This window comes from Klebsiella sp. X13, assembly GCF_003323835.1.
Classification (GTDB): domain Bacteria; phylum Pseudomonadota; class Gammaproteobacteria; order Enterobacterales; family Enterobacteriaceae; genus Klebsiella; species Klebsiella ornithinolytica.
The window spans coordinates 1,598,735-1,617,219 of the sequence record NZ_CP030874.1 but is presented as its reverse complement, the minus strand read 5'-3'; the positions used below and the strand labels follow the sequence as shown (position 1 = coordinate 1,617,219).

Genomic DNA, 18,485 nt, shown 5'->3' with positions numbered 1-18,485 from the left:
TTATCGCCAACGTCATCTTCCTGTCACATTAATCGTCTTACAAATGAAGCAATTGCATATTTTTTACCCACAATTGCCGCTATTTTGCGCTTTCCCGACGATTCACTTTTAGATGCACAAATTCTTATAAGAAATCTCGCAAAACCGCTCGCCATCCCACGTTTGATAGGGTAATCTCAATCTCGTTTTGCCTTTCCAGTAACCTCAATCCGGCTCAAAAATAAATTTGTGCGGTATCCCACAAATTTAGGTTTAAGGAATTGTCTCATTGCTGGCAGGTATTTAGGCTCTAACACGTTTGGCATTTTTTATAACGACATTGTCGTTAAGGACAACAAGGGAAAACAAACCACATGGTCAAATCTCAGCCGATTTTGAGATATATCTTGCGGGTAGTGCCCGCGATAGCAGTGGCAGTTTTGCTCTCTGCCTGTAGTTCGACAAGTAGTACCGCAAAGAATATGCATTCTGAGACGCATGCTGTGGGTAGTGGCGATTTATCATCACTGCAAGCCTCTCAGGATGAATTTGAAAAGATGGTCAGCAATCTGGACGTTAAGTCCCGTTTGATGGACCAGTATGCCAGCTGGAAAGGCGTGCGTTACCGCCTCGGCGGCAGCACCCGGAAAGGCATTGATTGCTCTGCTTTCGTGCAGCGTACTTTCCGTGAACAATTTGGTCTGGAACTGCCGCGCTCCACTTCAGAGCAGCAGGATTCCGGCAAGTCCATTTCACGCTCTCAACTGCGTACTGGCGATTTAGTTCTGTTCCGGGCGGGTTCCACCGGTCGCCACGTCGGTATCTATATCGGCAACGATCAGTTCGTCCATGCTTCCACCAGCAGCGGTGTGACTATCTCCAGCATGAACGAGCCGTACTGGAAGAAGCGCTATAACGAAGCGCGACGAGTTCTGAGCCGCTCGTAATCCTTTCTGTCGTCAGTTATCCCTTGGCTGACGTTCAGAACAAAAAAACACTGCTGAGGCGGTGTTTTTTTTTGCCTGTTTACATATGAATGCCGCAATATAAGCTATCCCTTTTAGTGGCGATAGAGAAAACGTTTTCTATCAACCCATTGGCGCAACTCATTAACACGGACCGACTATATAGCCTATGCTTACCCGTTACCTGTCACCCCGGCGTAATATCTGGCTGACCAGCATACTCATCGGAGTGATCGTCGCCCTGCTGGCCGGTAGCATTCAGGTTATGGTGATTTACCATAGCCGGTCTGAACGTTTTGACAGTATCATCGACAACGTCAACGTCTACCTGACCGATTACTTTAGCCAGCTCGAGAAGACCATGGCCGACCTGCAGCCGCTGGTCGATCAAAAATGTGAAAATATTGCGTCAGGCCTGACCGCACGGGCAGCCTTTAGCCCAAACGTGCGCGCGTTTTTGCTGGTGAAAGATGGCGTCGCCTTTTGCTCCTCCGCCACCGGCCCCATGAACACCCCTCTGGTACAGCTCATTCCACATCTCGATACCCATAAAGCGGTCGATATGCTGCTCCTGCCGGGGACGCCGATGATGCCTGGTAATGCCGCCCTGGCGATGTGGGTACGCAACCCGCACGGCGGTAACGATGGCGTTTTCGTCTCAATCAATACCAACCTGACACCCTATATTCTTTACTCCGCCCGACAGAACGATTTCAGCAGCATCGCGCTGGTTGTCAACGATACCGCCCTTTCCACCCTGACCAACCGCCTTATTGACCCGCAAAGCCTGCACGCAGAGCCCATTCGCCAGATACAAATCAAAGGGGTGCCGCTGAAGGTCTATCTCTATGCCAACAGCTGGCTCTCGGAAAATACACAATTCTCGCTGCTGCTCGGCGTCATGTGCGGTCTGCTGGCAGGCCTGGTGAGTTACTACGTGCTGACGCTGAAATCCGATCCGCGTAAAGCCATTCTGCTGGGGATAAAAAACAATCAGTTCTATGTTGTTTATCAACCGGTAGTCAAAGCCGATACCCTGCGCATTAGCGGTATTGAAGTACTGATGCGCTGGCGCCATCCGGTAGCCGGGGAAATTCCGCCCGACGTGTTTATTAACCTGGCTGAAACGCAGCAAGTGATTGTGCCGCTCACGCATCATTTATTAGCGCTGATCGCTCGCGACGCGCCGGCCCTGCAAAAAGTTCTGCCCGCCGGCAGCAAGCTGGGGCTGAATATTTCACCGTCCCATCTGCACGCCGACGAGTTTCAGGATGATCTTCGGCAGTTCGCTGCTTCCATGCCAGCCAACCACTTCAATGTGGTTCTCGAAATTACCGAACGTGCGATGATCGATAAAAACAAGTCGCTGGCCATCTTTGACTGGCTGCATGAGCAGGGATTTGAGATTGCGATTGACGATTTTGGTACCGGGCATAGTGCGCTTATCTACCTCGAGCGTTATAAATTTGACTATCTGAAAATCGATCGCGGCTTCGTGCAGGCTATCGGAACCGAGACCGTCACCTCCCCGGTGCTGGATGCGGTACTGACGCTGAGCCGCCGCCTGCAGCTCATGACCGTTGCGGAAGGGGTCGAAACGCCGGAGCAAGCGGAGTGGTTACGCAAACATGGCGTAAACTTCCTGCAGGGCTATTGGCTGAGCCGTCCGCTGCCGCTGGAAGAGCTGATCGCGGCACATGATGAACCGGCTAAATATTTTGCCGCCCGGTAACGGTCCTTTATGATGTCTGCCCACAGAGGATATTAATCTGGCTATGTTTGCGCGTGTCTGCCTGATATTACTGACCCTGTTCAGCCTGAATAGTCAGGCGCAAACCATAACCATAAAAGAGGGCAGCACTTTTGCCATCATTGGCGAACCGAAATACGCCGCCGGCTTTGACCATTTTGATTATGCTAATCCCCATGCCCCGAAAGGGGGAACCCTGGTCAACGCCACCATTGGCACCTTCGACAACTTCAACCGCTATGCGCTGCGCGGCAACCCGGGAGTACGTACCGACGCGCTGTACGACACGCTGTTCACTACGTCCGATGATGAACCGGGCAGCTATTATCCCCTCATTGCCGCGGACACGCGCTACGCCGATGATTTCTCGTGGATGGAGATAACCCTCAATCCGCGCGCCCGTTTTCATGATGGCAGCCCGATTACCGCCGGCGATGTCGCCTTCACGTTCCACAAATTTATGACCGAAGGGGTGCCGCAGTTCCGCTTGTTCTACAAGGGGACCCGCGTCGAGGCCATTGCGCTGCGCACCGTGCGTATTACCCTGGCGCAGCCCGGCAAGGAGAACATGCTGAGTCTGCTCTCCCTGCCGGTGATGCCGGAGGCATTCTGGCGTCACCATAAGCTCAGCGACCCGCTCTCTACCCCGCCGCTGGCCAGCGGCCCCTATCGGATTACCGACTGGCGGATGGGTCAGTACATCATCTACTCCCGGGTGAAGGACTACTGGGCGGCCGACCTGCCGGTGAACCGTGGGCGCTGGAACTTCGACACGCTACGCTACGACTACTACCTCGATGATAATGTCGCCTTTGAAGCCTTTAAGGCCGGCGCCGTCGACCGGCGAGCAGAGACGATGGCCAAAAACTGGTCGACCCGTTATGTCGGACGCAATTTTACCCACGGCTATATCGTCAAAGATGAGTACCCGAATACCTCGGCACAGGATACCCAATGGCTGGCATTCAATATCCAGCGCCCGGTGTTCAACGACCGCCAGGTCCGGGAAGCCATCACCCTCGCCTTCGATTTCGAGTGGATGAACAAGGCGCTGTTTTATGGCGCCTACAGCCGGGCCAGCAGCTACTTTCAGAATACAGAGTATGCGGCGCGTCAGGCGCCCGATGCCGAAGAGCTCGCTCTGCTGATGCCAATGAAAGCCGATCTGCCGCCGGAGGTCTTCACCTCCGTCTATCAGCCGCCGCGATCCCGCGGCGATGGGTTCGATCGCACCAATCTGCTGCAGGCCGATGCGTTGCTTAAGCAGGCGGGCTGGGTGCTGAAAAACCAGCGCCGGATCAACGCCGTCACCGGTAAGCCGCTGCGCTTTGAACTGCTGCTGCCTTCCGGGGGCAACGATCGCTGGGTGCTGCCGTTCCAGCATAATCTCCAGCGCCTCGGTATTACGATGGATATTCGCCAGGTCGATAATTCGCAGTACAGTAACCGCAGACGCAGTCGTGACTACGATATGATGCCCATCGTCTGGCGCGCGACGCCCTGGCCCGGAACCGACCTGCAAATATCCTGGGATTCGTCATATATTCACTCCAGCTACAATGCGCCCGGGGTTCAGAGTCCGGTGGTAGACAAACTGATTGCGCAGATCATCCGCTGGCAGGGTAATAAGCAAAAGCTCCTGCCCCTGGGTCGCGCGCTGGACCGGGTGCTGACCTGGAACTATTACATGCTGCCGATGTGGTATATGGCGCAGGACAGGACGGCGTACTGGGATAAATTCTCCTTCCCGCAGACCCGTCCCGTTTATTCATCCGGGTTTGACACCTGGTGGTATGACGTGAACAAAGCGGCAAAACTGCCCGCGGACAAACGGTAAGGAATAACGATGGGCGCATACCTGATCCGCCGGCTGTTGCTGATAATCCCCACGCTGTGGGCGATCATTACGATCAACTTTTTCATTGTCCAGATAGCCCCGGGTGGCCCGGTCGATCAGGCCATCGCCGCCATTGAGTTTGGCAACCGCGGCGGCTTACCGGGCGCCGGAGAAAGCGGTATGGCCGCCAGCCATGCCCGGACCGGCGTCGGCAACATCAGCGAAGGTCATTATCGCGGCGGCCGCGGGCTCGATCCGGAAGTGATTGCCGAAATCACCCACCGCTACGGCTTTGATAAACCGCTCCACGAACGCTACCTGAAAATGCTCGGCGACTATCTGCGCTTCGATTTTGGCGACAGCCTTTTTCGCAGCGCGTCGGTCTTGCAGCTGATCAAAAACAGCATGCCGGTCTCCATCACCCTGGGGCTGTGGAGTACGCTGATTATCTATCTGGTCTCGATTCCGCTCGGCATCCGCAAAGCCGTCCATAACGGCAGCCAGTTTGATATCTGGAGCAGTACGCTGATCATTATTGGCTACGCCATCCCGGCCTTTCTGTTCGCCATTATCCTGATCGTGCTCTTCGCGGGGGGCAGCTATCTGGATCTGTTTCCGCTGCGCGGGCTGGTGTCCGCTAATTTCGATAGCCTGACGTGGTATCAGAAGGTTCTCGACTATCTCTGGCATATTACGCTGCCGGTGCTGGCGACGGTCATCGGCGGCTTTGCGGCGCTCACCATGCTGACCAAGAACAGCTTTCTTGATGAGATCCGCAAGCAGTATGTCGTGACCGCTCGCGCCAAAGGGGTAGGCGAAAAGCAAATTTTATGGGGCCATGTTTTTCGCAATGCCATGCTGCTGGTGATCGCCGGTTTCCCGGCGATGTTTATCAGCATGTTTTTCACCGGTTCCCTGCTGATTGAGGTGATGTTTTCCCTCAACGGCCTGGGACTGCTGGGCTATGAGGCGACCGTTTCCCGTGATTACCCGGTGATGTTCGGTACGTTGTATATTTTTACGCTGATCGGCCTGCTGCTGAATATTGTCAGCGATATCTGCTACACGCTGGTCGATCCGCGTATTGATTTTGAGGGCCGCTGATGTCTTTCCTGAGTCCCGTTAATCAGGCCCGCTGGGCGCGTTTTCGTCACAATCGCCGCGGCTATCTGTCGCTGTGGCTGTTTATGCTTCTTTTCCTGTGCAGCCTGGGCGCCGAGCTGATTGCCAACGACCGCCCGCTGTTGGTGCAGTATCGCGGCAGCCTGTACGTTCCGGCATTGAAAAATTATAGCGAGACGACCTTTGGCGGCCCGTTTGCTACCGCCGCCGACTACCAGGATCCGTGGCTGCAAAAGCAGCTGGATGATAACGGCTGGGTACTGTGGGCGCCGATCCGATTTGGTGCCACCACTATCGACTTCGCCACCCAGACGCCCTTCCCTTCCCCTCCCTCGACGAGAAACTGGCTGGGTACCGATGCCAACGGCGGCGATGTGCTGGCTCGTATTTTATACGGCACGCGAATATCGATTCTGTTCGGCCTGCTGCTGACCTTTTTCTCCAGCGTGCTGGGGGTACTGGCGGGTGCGATTCAGGGATACTACGGTGGCAAGATTGACCTGTGGGGCCAGCGATTTATCGAGGTGTGGTCAGGCATGCCAACCCTGTTCCTGATTATTTTGCTCTCAAGTGTCGTCCAGCCGGGCTTCTGGTGGCTGCTGGCCATTACGGTACTGTTCGGCTGGATGGCGCTGGTCGGCGTCGTGCGGGCGGAATTCCTGCGCACCCGTAACTATGACTATATTCGCGCGGCGCAGGCGCTGGGGGTCAGCGATCGCCATATTATTTTCCGCCACATGCTGCCTAACGCCATGGTCGCGACCCTGACCTTCTTGCCGTTTATTCTGTGCAGTTCAATCACCACCCTGACTTCACTCGATTTTCTCGGCTTCGGCCTGCCGTTAGGTTCGCCCTCTCTGGGGGAGCTTCTGCTGCAGGGGAAAAACAATCTGCAGGCGCCGTGGCTGGGCATCGCCGCCTTCCTGTCGGTCGCGGTGCTGTTATCGCTATTAATTTTCATTGGTGAAGCCGTCCGCGACGCCTTCGACCCCGGTAAGGCGGTATAACATGACGCAGCCTTTGTTAGAGATAGACAACCTCTCCATCGCCTTCCGCCAGCAGGGGAAAATGCAGACCGTCGTCAGCGAGCTCTCCCTGGATATTGGCGCCGGGGAAACCCTGGCGCTGGTGGGAGAATCCGGCTCCGGTAAAAGCGTCTCCGCGCTCTCGGTGCTGCGCCTGCTTCCCTCTCCGCCGGTCTGCTACCCCGGCGGAGACATTCGCTTTCACGGTCAGTCGCTGCTCCATGCCGATGAGCGCACGCTAAGTAAGGTGCGCGGGAACCGTATCGCGATGATTTTTCAGGAACCAATGGTCTCGCTCAATCCCCTGCATACGCTGGAAAAACAGCTGTATGAAGTCCTGTCTTTGCATCGCGGTATGCGTAAAGAGGCCGCGCGTGGCGAGATCCTTAACTGCCTGGAACGAGTCGGTATCCGTCATGCCGTACGCCGACTGGCGGACTACCCGCATCAGTTTTCCGGCGGCGAACGCCAGCGGATCATGATTGCCATGGCGCTGCTCACCCGTCCAGAACTGCTGATTGCCGACGAACCCACGACCGCCCTCGACGTGACCGTACAAGCGCAAATCCTGCAGCTGTTACGCGAGCTGAAAAATGAACTGAATATGGGACTGCTGTTTATTACCCATAACTTAAGCATTGTTCGCCGGCTCGCTGACCGCGTGGCGGTGATGCAAAACGGCCGCTGCGTCGAACAAAAGGCCTGTCGGGCGCTTTTTGCCGCCCCCGAACATCCTTATACCCGTCGCCTGCTGGACAGCGAACCCTCCGGCAGTCCGGTACCGCTGGCCGCCGATGCGCCGCTGCTGCTGAAGGCCGTCGATCTGAGCGTCGCCTTCCCGGTGCGCAAAGGGCTCCTCCGCCGGGTGGTGGATCATAACCGGGTGGTCAACGCGCTGAACTTCCAGCTGCGCGCCGGGGAAACCCTGGGCCTGGTGGGCGAGTCGGGATCGGGGAAAAGCACTACCGGGCTGGCCCTGCTGCGCCTGATTGCCTCGGAAGGGACGATCGCCTTTGAAGGGCAAGCGCTGCAGGGACGTAGCCGTCGGCAAATGCTGCCGCTGCGCCGCCAGATGCAGATAGTTTTCCAGGATCCCAACTCGTCGCTGAATCCCCGGTTGAACGTGCTACAGATTATTGAAGAGGGTCTGCGCGTCCACCGCCCAGGGTTAACGCCGGCCGCGCGTGAACACGCGGTGATACAGGTGATGCAAGAGGTGGGGCTCGATCCGCAAACGCGGCATCGCTATCCGGCTGAGTTTTCCGGCGGCCAGCGTCAACGTATTGCGATTGCCCGGGCGCTGATTGTGAAGCCTCAGCTTATCGTGCTGGATGAGCCCACGTCGTCGCTGGACAAGACTGTCCAGGCGCAAATTCTGGCGTTGCTGAAAGCGTTACAGCAAAAACATCGGCTGGCCTATATTTTTATCAGCCATGATTTACGCGTAGTGCGGACGTTGTGTCATCAGGTGATGGTGTTACGGCAGGGAGAAGTCGTCGAGCAGGGAGAGTGCGAACGCGTTTTTACCGCTCCGCAGCAGGAATATACCCGCCAGCTTCTGGCGCTGAGCTGACGGTCAGAATGGGTTGTGGCCTGAGAACGGTTCGGCAATCGCCACGCCGAAATTTTTCAGTCGACAGGTTGCCGCAAACTCGTCCTGTAAATTGACAAACAGGCACGGCTCCCCTTCACACTCAACGATGGAGCAATCGACTTCGATGTCGCTGAGGGCCTGGCTGAGCTTATGCATCACCGGCCACGCTTTCTCCCCGTCCGGGCTGAGTAGCTTCAGCGCAACGAGGCTGTTTTCACTTTCGGCGCCGTTTTGCGGAATCGGTTCAACTCTTGAACCCGCAAAACCGGCCAGCCAGCGATAGCTCTGCGGCAGACGGTGTACGATAGAGAGTTGCTGTGTATTCACTTAGTTTCCCCGGAAGCAAAATGCTTCACAATAAATTTACATCAATATTAACACATCGTTGACAAATAGTCCTGCATCAGCATAGAAAACGTTTACACCCGCGTCACGCCAGGGTTAACGACTTATAATCCAGAACTTTATAGTTTCTCTGCGGAAACAGATCGGGGCTATATGTACCCGTTTCTGTGATCCAAAACAACTTTTTTATCGCAACAATGCGACTTTTTACACTAATTGATTTTACATAAAAGAAACAAATTACAGAACCGGGAAGCCCATCGCGGTTGATGTGCATCAAAAAAGGGGCGGAAATCGCCCCTTGTGGAAGGTATTTTAGTGCGCGTTTTTGCGCCGCCGGCTGGCGTAGAGATAAAAAAGGATGGAGCTGCTGGCACAAAAGGCGATCGAAATCAGCATCGGCCAGGCGGTAGTAAAGGTGGCCATGGAGAGCAGTGCGCCAATAATCGCCCCGATGCCAAAGCGGAAGGTCCCCGCCAGCGATGAGGCGGTGCCCGCCATATGCGGAAACTCGTCGAGAATGACCGCCATCGCATTGGAGGAGACCATTGAAACGCAGCCAACAAACGCCGCAACGCCGACCACCAGCGCCCAGAATCCGACATCCAGCAGCGCGCAGACCACCATCCATACCGCCATCACAAACTGAATCCACAGCCCGGCGCGGAACATATTCAGCGCCCCGACCCGTCGGACAAAGCGGCTGTTAATGATGGTCATGATGAACAAGAAGACAATATTCAGCGCAAAATAGTAACCAAAGTGCTGTGGCGAAACGTGGTTGATATTGATGTAGACAAACGGCCCGGCGCTCAGGAAGGAGAACATCCCGGCAAAGCTGAAGCCGCTCGCCAGCATATAGCTCAACACCCGCTTATGACGGAACAACGTCGCAAAGTTGCCCAGCGTGGTACGCAGGCTAAATTTTTGCCGCCGTTCAACCGGCAGCGTTTCGCTGATGAAAAAAGCGATCATCGCGGAGGCCAGCAGCGCCGCCAGCGCAAGAATCCAGAAGATCGCGTGCCAGCTGAACCACACCAGCACGGCGCCCCCCACCATCGGCGCAACCAGCGGCGCGATAGTGGTGACCAGCATGACAAACGACATCATCCGCGAAAACTCTTCTTTCGGATAGATATCGCGCATCAGGGCGTTGATGACCACGCTCGCCGCCGCGGCCGCCAGACCGTGGAAGAAACGCATGGTAATCAGCATGTCGATAGTCTGCGACAGCGCGCAGGCCACCGCAGCCGCCGCAAAAATCAGCGTTCCTCCGAGGATCACCGGCTTACGGCCGATGCTGTCCGCCATCGGGCCATACAGCAGCTGACCGAAAGCAAAGCCCAGAATATAGGTACTGAGCGTCATCTGCGCACTGCCGTCCGGCACATTAAACTGCGCCGAAATCACCGGCAGCGCCGGGAGATACATATCAATCGACAGTGGCATCAACATGGCCAGCAGGCCAAGAATAAACACAATCCCCAGTGAAGAATTCTGCTTTGCCGTCACGTTTTACTCCGTGCATGCTGGAGGCCAACGCTGGCGATCTCGTCTTCCGTCAGCGGGCGATACTCGCCAGGCTCCAGAGACTCATCCAGCATAATGTCGCCAATACGTTCACGATGCAGGCCGACGACGTGGTTACCCACCGCCGCGAACATGCGTTTCACCTGATGGTAGCGCCCTTCGCTTATCGTTAAGCGAACTTCCGTTGGCGTCAGCACTTCCAGACGCGCAGGTTTCGTCAGATCCTTTTCATTGTGCAGCTGAACGCCTTTAGCAAACTGTTCCGCCGTTTGCTCATCCACCGGGTTTTCCAGAGTCACCAGATAAGTTTTCTCGCAGTGATGGCGCGGAGAAGTGATGCGGTGCGACCACTGCCCGTCATCAGTCATCAGCACCAGTCCGGTGGTGTCGATATCCAGTCGACCTGCGGCGTGCAGCTTATGCGCGACCGGGACATCCAGGAAATAGAGAATCGTTGGATGATCCGGATCGTCCGTGGAGCAGACGTACCCCTGCGGCTTGTTGAGCATAAAGTAGCGCGGGCCGTTCTGCTGGGTCAGCGTATTGCCGTCATACTCCACGTCGTGCTCCGGCTGGAGCTTAAACGACGCATCTTTGACGATTTCGCCGTCTACGAGAACGCGGCTGCTGCGGATTTCACGCCCGGCAATAGCCCGACTGACGCCAAGTTGCTGAGCGATAAACTTATCAAGTCGCATGAGATTTTTTTAGCCTGTAATAATGCTGGAGCGGGCAAACGCCCGAAAAAGAAGAAGTTCGCTGGCTAGTATAACGGGCTCTTAACGCCACTCAAGGGAAAAGATTCGTGGCATACTATTTGCGAGTTAATTAACGCCAGTATAGCCATGACTTTTACATTACGTCCCTACCAAAAAGAGGCCGTCGACGCCACGCTCGCCTGGTTTCGTCGCCATCATGAGCCTGCCGCAATCGTCCTGCCCACCGGCGCGGGTAAAAGCCTGGTCATCGCCGAGCTGGCACGCCTGGCGCGCGGCCGCGTTCTGGTGCTGGCGCACGTCAAGGAGCTGGTCGCGCAAAACCACGCCAAGTATTGTGCGCTTGGGCTGGAGGCGGATATTTTTGCCGCCGGGCTGAAGCGTAAAGAGAGCCACGGCAAGGTGGTCTTCGGCAGCGTGCAATCGGTAGCCCGTAACCTTGAACAGTTCCAGGCCGAGTTTTCACTGCTGATTGTCGATGAATGCCACCGCATCAGCGACGATGATGACAGCCAGTACCAGCAAATTATCAGCCATTTGCAACAGGTCAACCCGCAGCTGCGCCTGCTCGGGTTAACCGCCACGCCGTTCCGCCTCGGCAAGGGCTGGATCTACCAGTTTCATTATCACGGCATGGTTCGCGGTGATGAGAAGGCGTTGTTCCGCGACTGTATTTACGAACTGCCGCTGCGCTATATGATCAAGCACGGGTATCTGACGCCTCCGGAACGGCTGGATATGCCGGTCGTGCAGTACGATTTCAGCCGCCTTCAGCCGCAGAGCAACGGTCTGTTTAGCGAAGCGGACTTGAACCTTGAGCTAAAAAAGCAGCGGCGCATTACGCCGCATATCGTCAGCCAGATCGTCGAATTCGCCCGCACGCGTAAGGGCGTGATGATTTTCGCCTCCACGGTAGAACACGCGCGGGAAATTACCGGCCTGCTGCCCGCCGGCGAGGCGGAGCTGATTACCGGTGAAACGCCCGGCCCGCAGCGCGATCGCATCATCGAAGCATTTAAAGCGCAGCAGTATCGTTATCTGGTGAACGTGGCGGTGCTCACCACCGGATTTGATGCCCCGCATGTCGATCTGATCGCCATCCTGCGCCCCACGGAGTCGGTCAGCCTTTATCAGCAAATTGTCGGCCGCGGCCTGCGCCTGGCGCCGGGGAAAACCGACTGCCTGATTCTCGACTATGCCGGAAATCCTCACGATCTCTACGCGCCGGAGGTGGGTTCGCCGAAGGGCAAGAGCGATAACGTCCCCGTACAGGTATTCTGCCCGGCCTGCGGCTTTGCCAATACCTTCTGGGGAAAGACCACCGCCGACGGTACGCTGATTGAACACTTTGGCCGCCGCTGCCAGGGCTGGTTTGAAGATGACGACGGTCATCGTGAACAGTGCGATTTTCGTTTTCGCTTCAAAAACTGTCCGCAGTGCAATGCGGAAAATGATATTGCCGCCCGCCGCTGCCGCGAGTGTGACACAATTCTGGTCGACCCCGACGATATGCTGAAGGCCGCGCTGAAGCTCAAAGACGCGCTGGTGCTGCGCTGCAGCGGCATGGACCTGCAGCACGGTGGCGACGATAAAGGTCCGTGGTTGAAAATCACCTATTACGATGAGGACGGCGCCGATGTCAGCGAGCGCTTCCGCCTGCAGACGCCGGCCCAGCGTACCGCGTTTGAGCAGCTGTTTATCCGTCCCCATACCCGCACGCCGGGCGTGCCGCTGCGCTGGATAACCCCTGCCGACATTGTTGCCCAGCAGCCGCTGTTGCGGCATCCGGACTTTGTCGTCGCGCGCATGAAGGGCCAGTACTGGCAGGTCAGGGAAAAAGTCTTCGACTATCAAGGCCGCTTCCGCCGGGCAAATGAACTGCGTTAATCACCGCCGCGCCTGAGGTTTTCATTGCCGTCAACGCCATAGGTGGATATAATGCCGCCCGCTTTTGCATTCGCAAAGCAGATCATCTGCCTGCTGCTGGGTCGCCTGTAGCAGGATTTAAATATAGAGAGACATCAATGTTTACTATCAACGCAGAAGTACGTAAAGAGCAGGGTAAGGGTGCGAGCCGCCGCCTGCGTGCAGCTAACAAATTCCCGGCCATCATTTATGGCGGTGAAGCTACTCCGGTAGCAATCGAGCTGGACCAGGACAAACTGTGGAACATTCAGAGCAAAGCTGAGTTCTACGGTGAAGTTCTGACCATCGTTATCGATGGCAAAGAAGAAAAAGTAAAAGTTCAGGCTGTTCAGCGTCACGCGTTCAAGCCAAAACTGACTCACATCGACTTCGTTCGCGCTTAATCGCGATAGCAAGTTGAGTGGCAAACGCCCCGGCCCGCAAGGTCCGGGGCGTTTTGTTATGCGTCTTGTTTCCATAGCAAAGGCGCAAAATCAACCACCTCTCCCAGCGTCGGATGCTTGTTCATTCCCGGCTGCCACAGCATCACCATCGTGACATTCAGCCCCTGGGTACCGACTTCGGTATCGATCTCCTCCACGCCTTCCCAGCCGGCCGCCTGAAAATGGTCAGGTAAGAATCCCCACCCCTGCCCCTGCTGCAGCGCATGGCGCAATAACGCTTTTTCATTCATGTACAGCGTATGTCCCGAGATTTGCACCCGGCGGGCAATTTGCTCGTCTGCGCGGCGATGCATCACCAGCTGCGGGACCAACGACAGATTGAGCAGAGTCAACGGACGCGCGCAGTCCGCAAACAGTCGCTCGGCCGCATAAAAGCGCAGATCGACGGTTCCCAACGCGCGCCACTCCATTTCGCTGCCGAGAGTCCGGTTATTGGCCTGGCAAATAGCCAGATCGGCCTGCCCGTCGGCCAGCGCCTGCTCCGCCTCGCGGCGCGATGCGCTCCAGCAGCTCATTCGCAGCTGACATCGGGCAAGGCGATCTGCCAGTGCGCAGAGAAAGGATCGCGGTACAAACGGATCGTACACCACCCGCAGCCCCTGCCCCGCGGTGCGCGGTAGCGTCTGCGCAAACGACTCAAAGGCCTGGGCCTGGCGCAGCAATAAATGCGCCTGGCGAAAAAGTTGTTCCCCTTCGGCGGTTAACGCCAGGCTTCGCCCTTCGCGCAGGAACAGCGCATATCCCAGCGCATCTTCCAGGTAATCCAGCAGATCGCGCAGCGTGGTGCGGTCTTTTCCGAGCCGAATCGCCGCCCGCGAAAGACTCCCGGTTTCCGCGATGGTGGCAAAAGCCTCAATCTGGGCAAATGAGTAATGCAGCGTTTTCATCCCGTGGTTTCCTTTGGGGGAAAATCCCCCATCGGCTGATTTTAGCCTGCCGAAGGCGATTTATATACTGCAGGCCTGGTTGTTATGGCTAATAAGGAATCTCTGATGACAAAGATAAAAAAAACCACACCGCTGGCCCTGGCGTTGCTGTTCGCGCTTTGCCCTACCGTCAGCATGGCGCAGGCCCCGTCACCGCAGGCCTGCGGCGGAGTCATGCTGGATGTCTGCCCGACACCTTTTGATCCCGTTCTGCCTGCAACAAAAGATATGCTCAACTGGGATCGGTCCGCCCGGGTTATCGGTTTTCGCAACGACTACCGTAACTATGCCGGCGATATCTTCCATCACGGTAACGCCACGCCGCTGTTGCCGTCAGATAAGCCGCTGACCGACGTCAGCTATACGGTAAACGGCCAGACATGGAACCTGCAGGATTACCTGAAGCGCCAGAACGTCACCGGTTTTCTGGTACTCAAAGAGGGTAAGATTGCCTACAAATATCTCGGCGCAGGCAATACCGACACCACGCTGTGGACCTCCCGCTCGGTAGGTAAAGCGGTGGTCTCCACCCTGGTCGGTATAGCGATTCAGCAAGGTAAAATCCATTCGCTTAATGATCGGATCACCGATTACGAGCCCGACCTGAAAGGCAGCGCCTGGGACGATGTCACCCTTAAACAGCTGATTCAGCACACCTCCGGCGTCGAGTGGAATGAAGATTACACCAACCCGCAATCCCATTTCGCCCGCCTGACTCAGTGTGAAGCCCATCCAGGCGCCTACACGTGCGTGCGCAAGATCGTGGCCTCCCTGAAGCGCACGCATCCCGCCGGCGAGCAGTGGTCCTACTCGTCAGGGGGCGCCTGGCTATTGGGTGATGTTCTGGAGCGGGCCACCGGAATGCCGCTTGCCGCATGGCTGGAGCAGGCCCTGTGGCAACCCGCCGGAATGGCGCATGACGGCGTCTGGCACGCTTATCAGCAGGGCAAGCATGACGTCGGGGCGCACGGCTTTAACGCCACGCTGGAAGACTGGGGTCGTTTCGGCGAGTTTGTCGCCCGGGATGGACGTCTGGCCGATGGCCAACGGCTGGTGCCTGAAGGCTGGTTTGACCAATCCTCCGCCTGGACCCAGGCGCAGAAATCAGTCTCCCCGGCACACCCGGAGGGCATTTACGGCTATCAATGGTGGAATAACGCGATTCCGGCCAACGCACAGCATGTCGACCCCAGCGCCCGCCAGGGCCTGAAAGGTTCGCTGTGGGCGCTGGGTATCTACGGCCAGGTGATTATGGTCAACCGCGCGGAACATCTGGTGATCGTACAGTGGTCAACCTGGCCGCAGGCCGAACCTTCGTTTAACGCCCAACCGCTGGAAGCCGCGCTGATGTACAGCGCTATCGCCCGCAAACTACACTAAGGGTTATCGCGCCTTGTTTCATCCGGGGCAAGGCGCGACGAAATCGTGAGAGCCAGGTGTTGTAGTAGCATAATGGTTTTGGCATCCACAATTTCCCCCTCGCGTATCGCTTGTAACGCCCGGGCCAGTGGCCACTCCAGCACTTCGATATCCTCCCCTTCCGCCGCCAGCCCGCCGCCTTCGCCGCGGCGATCGTCCGCCGAATATTCGGCAATGAAAAAATAGAGCTTTTCGGTGACCGACCCCGGACTCATGTAGGCGGTAAAAACCGGTTCAATGCCGGTGACGCGGAAGCCGGTCTCTTCTTCCGCCTCGGCGATAATGCGCTCTTCCGGCGACACATTATCCAGCAGCCCGGCAGCCGCCTCGATCAAAAAACCATCATGACCATTAATCCACACCGGAAAACGAAACTGGCGTATAAGTACAACGGTTTGCTTTACCCGGTTATAGAGCAGAATCACCGCGCCGTTGCCGCGATCGTAGGCCTCACGGCTCTGTTCCTGCCAACGGCCATCCCGGCGCAGCAATTCAAAAGTGTATTTTTTTAACGTATACCAGTTGTCGGACAGCAGCGTTTCACGCACGTGGCGAACGCGGGAGGTATCCCTGGACATATTTTTCTCCTGATGAGATGACAGCGGCCACGATAACATGCAAAATAACGCACAAACAAGATCAAACATGAAGGAAGGAATATGTTTGCCAGCCAACGAAAACAGCAAATACTGCAGATTCTCGCCGTCGAAAAACAGGTGATGTCCGGCGAGCTTAGCCAGCGGTTTAACGTCTCTGAAGACTCTATCCGCCGGGATTTACGCGAGCTGGCGGGGGAAGGCAAGCTGCAGCGGGTCCACGGCGGCGCGCTGCCGGTTTCGGCGGCCATCGCGCCGATCGAAACAAGAAAAAACGTGCAAATCGCTTCAAAGCAGGCCATTGCCCGCCGGGCGGCGGCGCTGATCCAGCCGGGGCAGGTGGTGATTATCGATGGCGGGACCACGACAGAAGAAATGGTCCGCTGTCTGCCGGCTGATTTGGCCTGTACCGTCGTAACCCACAGCCCAGGTATTGCCGTCGCGCTGGTGGAACGACCGTTGATTGAGGTCATTCTGATCGGCGGGCGGCTGTTTAAACATTCGGTGGTCACCGTCGGCGCCAGCGCGCTGGAAGGTATTGCGCGGATCAATGCCGATCTGTTTTTTATGGGCGTTACCGGGGTGCATGACCGCTCGGGTTTCACTACCGGCGATTATGAAGAGGCGGCTATCAAGCGGGCACTCGCCGCGCGGGCAGCGGAAACCATTGTGATGGCGTCGCAGGAAAAACTGAACTCGGCATCGGCGTTTGCCATCGGCGAGCTAAGCCTTGCCAGTACCCTGATTATCGATGGTTTGCTGGATGAGGCCCTGCAGGCGAAGCTGACTCAGCACGGGATCGAGACGATCCGCGCCGACGCTGAGTAACAACGCCGCGGGCCGCCAGCCCCGGCCTTCACCGGGGCTGGCGGAGAATCAGCTACCGCCGGAAGTCCGACGCTGCAGCTGATCGCGCAGGTTAGGCGGCGTGCCTTTGATGGTCAGCGTATCCGTTGCCGGATCCCAGAACACCCGCTCGCCCAGCAGCATGGCATCAAAGTTGATCGTTAACCCGCCGCCGCTGCCGGCAAACTTGGTTAACTGACGCAGCGTGCTGCGATCCGCCGGGAAGCTCTCTTCCAGCTCATACCCCTGTTCAGCGGTAAATTGCTGGAAGCTCTTCTCGCTGACGCCGGCCAGCTCTTTGGATAAAGATTCCAGTTCAATCTCTTCTCCCGCCTGCAGCTGCTCGTTGCAATAAGCATATACCTGCTGACGAACGTTCTGCCGTTCGGACTTATCGAGCTGAGCATCGGAGGCGAAATCATCGACCGCCTGGAGCAGGCCGCGGTTCTGCGCTTTGGCATTCAGCCCTTCGCTGGCGCCGAGGAAGTCCATAAAGAAATCGGCCACTTTACGCCCGACCCGGCCTTTGAGGAAGGTCAGGTAGCGGGTCGACTCCGGATTGGTTTCCCATTCAGTTAAGTCAATGCGCGCCACAATATCGGCATGATTGATATCCAGATAGTGGGTTGAGCTGATATCCAGATCTTCATTAACGCGCATACTGCTCAGGTTGTTCAGCACCGCCACCAGCAGATACTCAACCGCCAGATAACGATACTGACAGAACAGAACGATACCGCCTTCTGCGAAAGGATATTTCGCCAGTTCATCACGCAGACGGCCGGTTGCCGCCCGGCTGAACGGGAGAAATTCTTCTTCGCCCTGGCGCTGCAGGCGAAGGGCCTGCGCCAGCTCGCTCTCTTCGTTAAACAGACCGTAGGCCTTGTTTTTAGCGCTGTAGACACGATGCAGCTCGGCCATCATTTCCACGACCGTCGCATTCGGCTCCAGTAAGGAATCGCGCAGCACCAGTTCGAGGTTTTGTTCATCACGTTTAATTAACTGATGCAGGGCAATCTGGTCGATATCCAGACTCATGTTAAACTCTCCTTTTAGACCGGCCGGTATTCAACCACCGCCGGGACGGCGACGCAACCGCCGCGTGACTCTTCGACGACCAGAGACTCGCGATCGTGCGCGCTTTTGCGCCGTGGCGAAAAAATGCGGAAAAAAAGCTGCTGCTACGGTAATATGTTGCCCTTTCACGAACAAACAGATTTTGAGTTTATGCCGCAATTATCCCGCTATAGTGATGAACACGTCGAACAGCTGCTTAGCGAGCTGACCAACGTGCTGGAAACACACAAAGCCCCCGTTGACCTTTCACTGATGGTGCTAGGCAATATGGTGACTAACCTGATCAATAGTAGCGTCGCGCCGGCGCAGCGTCAGGCTATCGCCCGTTCTTTTGCCCAGGCTCTGCAGTCTTCAATCAACGACGATCCGGCGCACTAAGGATAACCAAC

Annotated in this window: 17 protein-coding genes; 11 read left to right on the top strand and 6 right to left on the bottom strand. The window is 56.5% G+C overall.

Features of this window, described 5'->3' with window-relative positions; translation table 11 throughout:
• Positions 1-353 precede the first annotated feature (353 nt).
• From mepS to yejF, 6 genes are all read left to right on the top strand, one after another.
• Positions 354-926, top strand: coding sequence for a bifunctional murein DD-endopeptidase/murein LD-carboxypeptidase (gene mepS, locus DSD31_RS07865; protein ID WP_004864824.1), 573 nt, complete (start codon positions 354-356; stop codon positions 924-926).
• A 187-nt stretch (positions 927-1,113) separates the two neighbouring features.
• Positions 1,114-2,676, top strand: a complete 1,563-nt coding sequence (locus DSD31_RS07860) for a cyclic di-GMP phosphodiesterase (RefSeq protein WP_004864826.1) — start codon at positions 1,114-1,116, stop codon at positions 2,674-2,676.
• A 43-nt stretch (positions 2,677-2,719) separates the two neighbouring features.
• Positions 2,720-4,531, top strand: coding sequence for an extracellular solute-binding protein (locus DSD31_RS07855; protein WP_113990930.1), 1,812 nt, complete (start codon positions 2,720-2,722; stop codon positions 4,529-4,531).
• Positions 4,532-4,540: 9 nt separating this feature from the next.
• A complete protein-coding gene (locus DSD31_RS07850) occupies positions 4,541-5,635 on the top strand; it encodes a microcin C ABC transporter permease YejB (RefSeq protein WP_004864831.1) in 1,095 nt (364 codons plus the stop codon).
• Positions 5,635-6,660 (top strand): microcin C ABC transporter permease, encoded by a 1,026-nt coding sequence (locus DSD31_RS07845; protein WP_004864833.1) that lies wholly within the window; start codon positions 5,635-5,637, stop codon positions 6,658-6,660. The genes DSD31_RS07850 and DSD31_RS07845 overlap by 1 nt, the downstream gene beginning before the upstream one ends.
• A 1-nt stretch (position 6,661) precedes the next feature.
• Positions 6,662-8,251 (top strand): microcin C ABC transporter ATP-binding protein YejF, encoded by a 1,590-nt coding sequence (gene yejF / locus DSD31_RS07840; RefSeq protein ID WP_064359082.1) that lies wholly within the window; start codon positions 6,662-6,664, stop codon positions 8,249-8,251.
• Between the two features lie 3 nt (positions 8,252-8,254).
• Here the strand turns inward: yejF and DSD31_RS07835 are convergent, their stop codons facing one another.
• The 3 genes from DSD31_RS07835 to rsuA all read right to left on the bottom strand — a co-directional run bounded on the left by DSD31_RS07835 (position 8,255) and on the right by rsuA (position 10,845).
• A complete protein-coding gene (locus tag DSD31_RS07835) occupies positions 8,255-8,599 on the bottom strand; it encodes a YejG family protein (protein WP_004864837.1) in 345 nt (114 codons plus the stop codon).
• Between the two features lie 333 nt (positions 8,600-8,932).
• Entirely contained in the window at positions 8,933-10,129 is a 1,197-nt protein-coding gene (locus DSD31_RS07825; RefSeq protein WP_004864839.1) for a Bcr/CflA family multidrug efflux MFS transporter, read from the bottom strand.
• Positions 10,126-10,845 (bottom strand): 16S rRNA pseudouridine(516) synthase RsuA, encoded by a 720-nt coding sequence (gene rsuA, locus DSD31_RS07820; RefSeq protein ID WP_004864842.1) that lies wholly within the window; start codon positions 10,843-10,845, stop codon positions 10,126-10,128. Before rsuA ends, DSD31_RS07825 begins: the two co-directional genes overlap by 4 nt.
• Positions 10,846-10,992: 147 nt before the next feature.
• Here rsuA and DSD31_RS07815 point away from each other — a divergent pair, with 147 nt between their 5' ends.
• A complete protein-coding gene (locus DSD31_RS07815; protein WP_032717968.1) occupies positions 10,993-12,750 on the top strand; it encodes a DEAD/DEAH box helicase in 1,758 nt (585 codons plus the stop codon).
• Positions 12,751-12,887: 137 nt separating this feature from the next.
• Complete coding sequence (gene rplY, locus DSD31_RS07810; RefSeq protein WP_004864846.1) at positions 12,888-13,172, top strand: 50S ribosomal protein L25; 285 nt, start codon at positions 12,888-12,890, stop codon at positions 13,170-13,172.
• Positions 13,173-13,228: 56 nt separating this feature from the next.
• Here rplY and DSD31_RS07805 read toward each other — a convergent pair whose 3' ends face one another.
• Positions 13,229-14,119: a LysR family transcriptional regulator gene (locus DSD31_RS07805; RefSeq protein ID WP_004864847.1), complete on the bottom strand. Its 891-nt coding sequence runs from the start codon at positions 14,117-14,119 to the stop codon at positions 13,229-13,231.
• A 105-nt stretch (positions 14,120-14,224) separates the two neighbouring features.
• Here DSD31_RS07805 and DSD31_RS07800 point away from each other — a divergent pair, with 105 nt between their 5' ends.
• On the top strand, positions 14,225-15,538 hold the full coding sequence (locus DSD31_RS07800; protein WP_064359083.1) for a serine hydrolase domain-containing protein: 1,314 nt from the start codon (positions 14,225-14,227) through the stop codon (positions 15,536-15,538).
• Here DSD31_RS07800 and DSD31_RS07795 read toward each other — a convergent pair.
• On the bottom strand, positions 15,535-16,155 hold the full coding sequence (locus DSD31_RS07795) for an NUDIX domain-containing protein (protein WP_004864852.1): 621 nt from the start codon (positions 16,153-16,155) through the stop codon (positions 15,535-15,537). The genes DSD31_RS07800 and DSD31_RS07795 overlap by 4 nt on opposite strands.
• A gap of 81 nt (positions 16,156-16,236) precedes the next feature.
• Between DSD31_RS07795 and DSD31_RS07790 the strand changes: the two genes are divergently transcribed.
• Positions 16,237-17,001 (top strand): DeoR/GlpR family DNA-binding transcription regulator, encoded by a 765-nt coding sequence (locus tag DSD31_RS07790; protein ID WP_113990929.1) that lies wholly within the window; start codon positions 16,237-16,239, stop codon positions 16,999-17,001.
• A gap of 48 nt (positions 17,002-17,049) precedes the next feature.
• Here DSD31_RS07790 and yejK read toward each other — a convergent pair whose 3' ends face one another.
• Entirely contained in the window at positions 17,050-18,057 is a 1,008-nt protein-coding gene (gene yejK, locus DSD31_RS07785; protein ID WP_004864857.1) for a nucleoid-associated protein YejK, read from the bottom strand.
• A gap of 189 nt (positions 18,058-18,246) precedes the next feature.
• Here yejK and DSD31_RS07780 point away from each other — a divergent pair, with 189 nt between their 5' ends.
• Positions 18,247-18,474, top strand: a complete 228-nt coding sequence (locus DSD31_RS07780) for a YejL family protein (RefSeq protein WP_015583825.1) — start codon at positions 18,247-18,249, stop codon at positions 18,472-18,474.
• The last annotated feature ends 11 nt before the right edge of the window (positions 18,475-18,485 follow it).

Excerpts from the sequence above, each read along its gene's own strand:
- mepS (WP_004864824.1), top strand. The coding sequence starts at position 354 with ATGGTCAAATCTCAGCCGATTTTGAGATATATCTTGCGGGTAGTGCCC.
- DSD31_RS07860 (WP_004864826.1), top strand. The coding sequence starts at position 1,114 with ATGCTTACCCGTTACCTGTCACCCCGGCGTAATATCTGGCTGACCAGC.
- DSD31_RS07855 (WP_113990930.1), top strand. The coding sequence starts at position 2,720 with ATGTTTGCGCGTGTCTGCCTGATATTACTGACCCTGTTCAGCCTGAAT.
- DSD31_RS07850 (WP_004864831.1), top strand. The coding sequence starts at position 4,541 with ATGGGCGCATACCTGATCCGCCGGCTGTTGCTGATAATCCCCACGCTG.
- DSD31_RS07845 (WP_004864833.1), top strand. The coding sequence starts at position 5,635 with ATGTCTTTCCTGAGTCCCGTTAATCAGGCCCGCTGGGCGCGTTTTCGT.
- yejF (WP_064359082.1), top strand. The coding sequence starts at position 6,662 with ATGACGCAGCCTTTGTTAGAGATAGACAACCTCTCCATCGCCTTCCGC.
- rsuA (WP_004864842.1), bottom strand. The coding sequence starts at position 10,845 with ATGCGACTTGATAAGTTTATCGCTCAGCAACTTGGCGTCAGTCGGGCT.
- DSD31_RS07815 (WP_032717968.1), top strand. The coding sequence starts at position 10,993 with ATGACTTTTACATTACGTCCCTACCAAAAAGAGGCCGTCGACGCCACG.
- rplY (WP_004864846.1), top strand. The coding sequence starts at position 12,888 with ATGTTTACTATCAACGCAGAAGTACGTAAAGAGCAGGGTAAGGGTGCG.
- DSD31_RS07805 (WP_004864847.1), bottom strand. The coding sequence starts at position 14,119 with ATGAAAACGCTGCATTACTCATTTGCCCAGATTGAGGCTTTTGCCACC.
- DSD31_RS07800 (WP_064359083.1), top strand. The coding sequence starts at position 14,225 with ATGACAAAGATAAAAAAAACCACACCGCTGGCCCTGGCGTTGCTGTTC.
- DSD31_RS07795 (WP_004864852.1), bottom strand. The coding sequence starts at position 16,155 with ATGTCCAGGGATACCTCCCGCGTTCGCCACGTGCGTGAAACGCTGCTG.
- DSD31_RS07790 (WP_113990929.1), top strand. The coding sequence starts at position 16,237 with ATGTTTGCCAGCCAACGAAAACAGCAAATACTGCAGATTCTCGCCGTC.
- yejK (WP_004864857.1), bottom strand. The coding sequence starts at position 18,057 with ATGAGTCTGGATATCGACCAGATTGCCCTGCATCAGTTAATTAAACGT.
- DSD31_RS07780 (WP_015583825.1), top strand. The coding sequence starts at position 18,247 with ATGCCGCAATTATCCCGCTATAGTGATGAACACGTCGAACAGCTGCTT.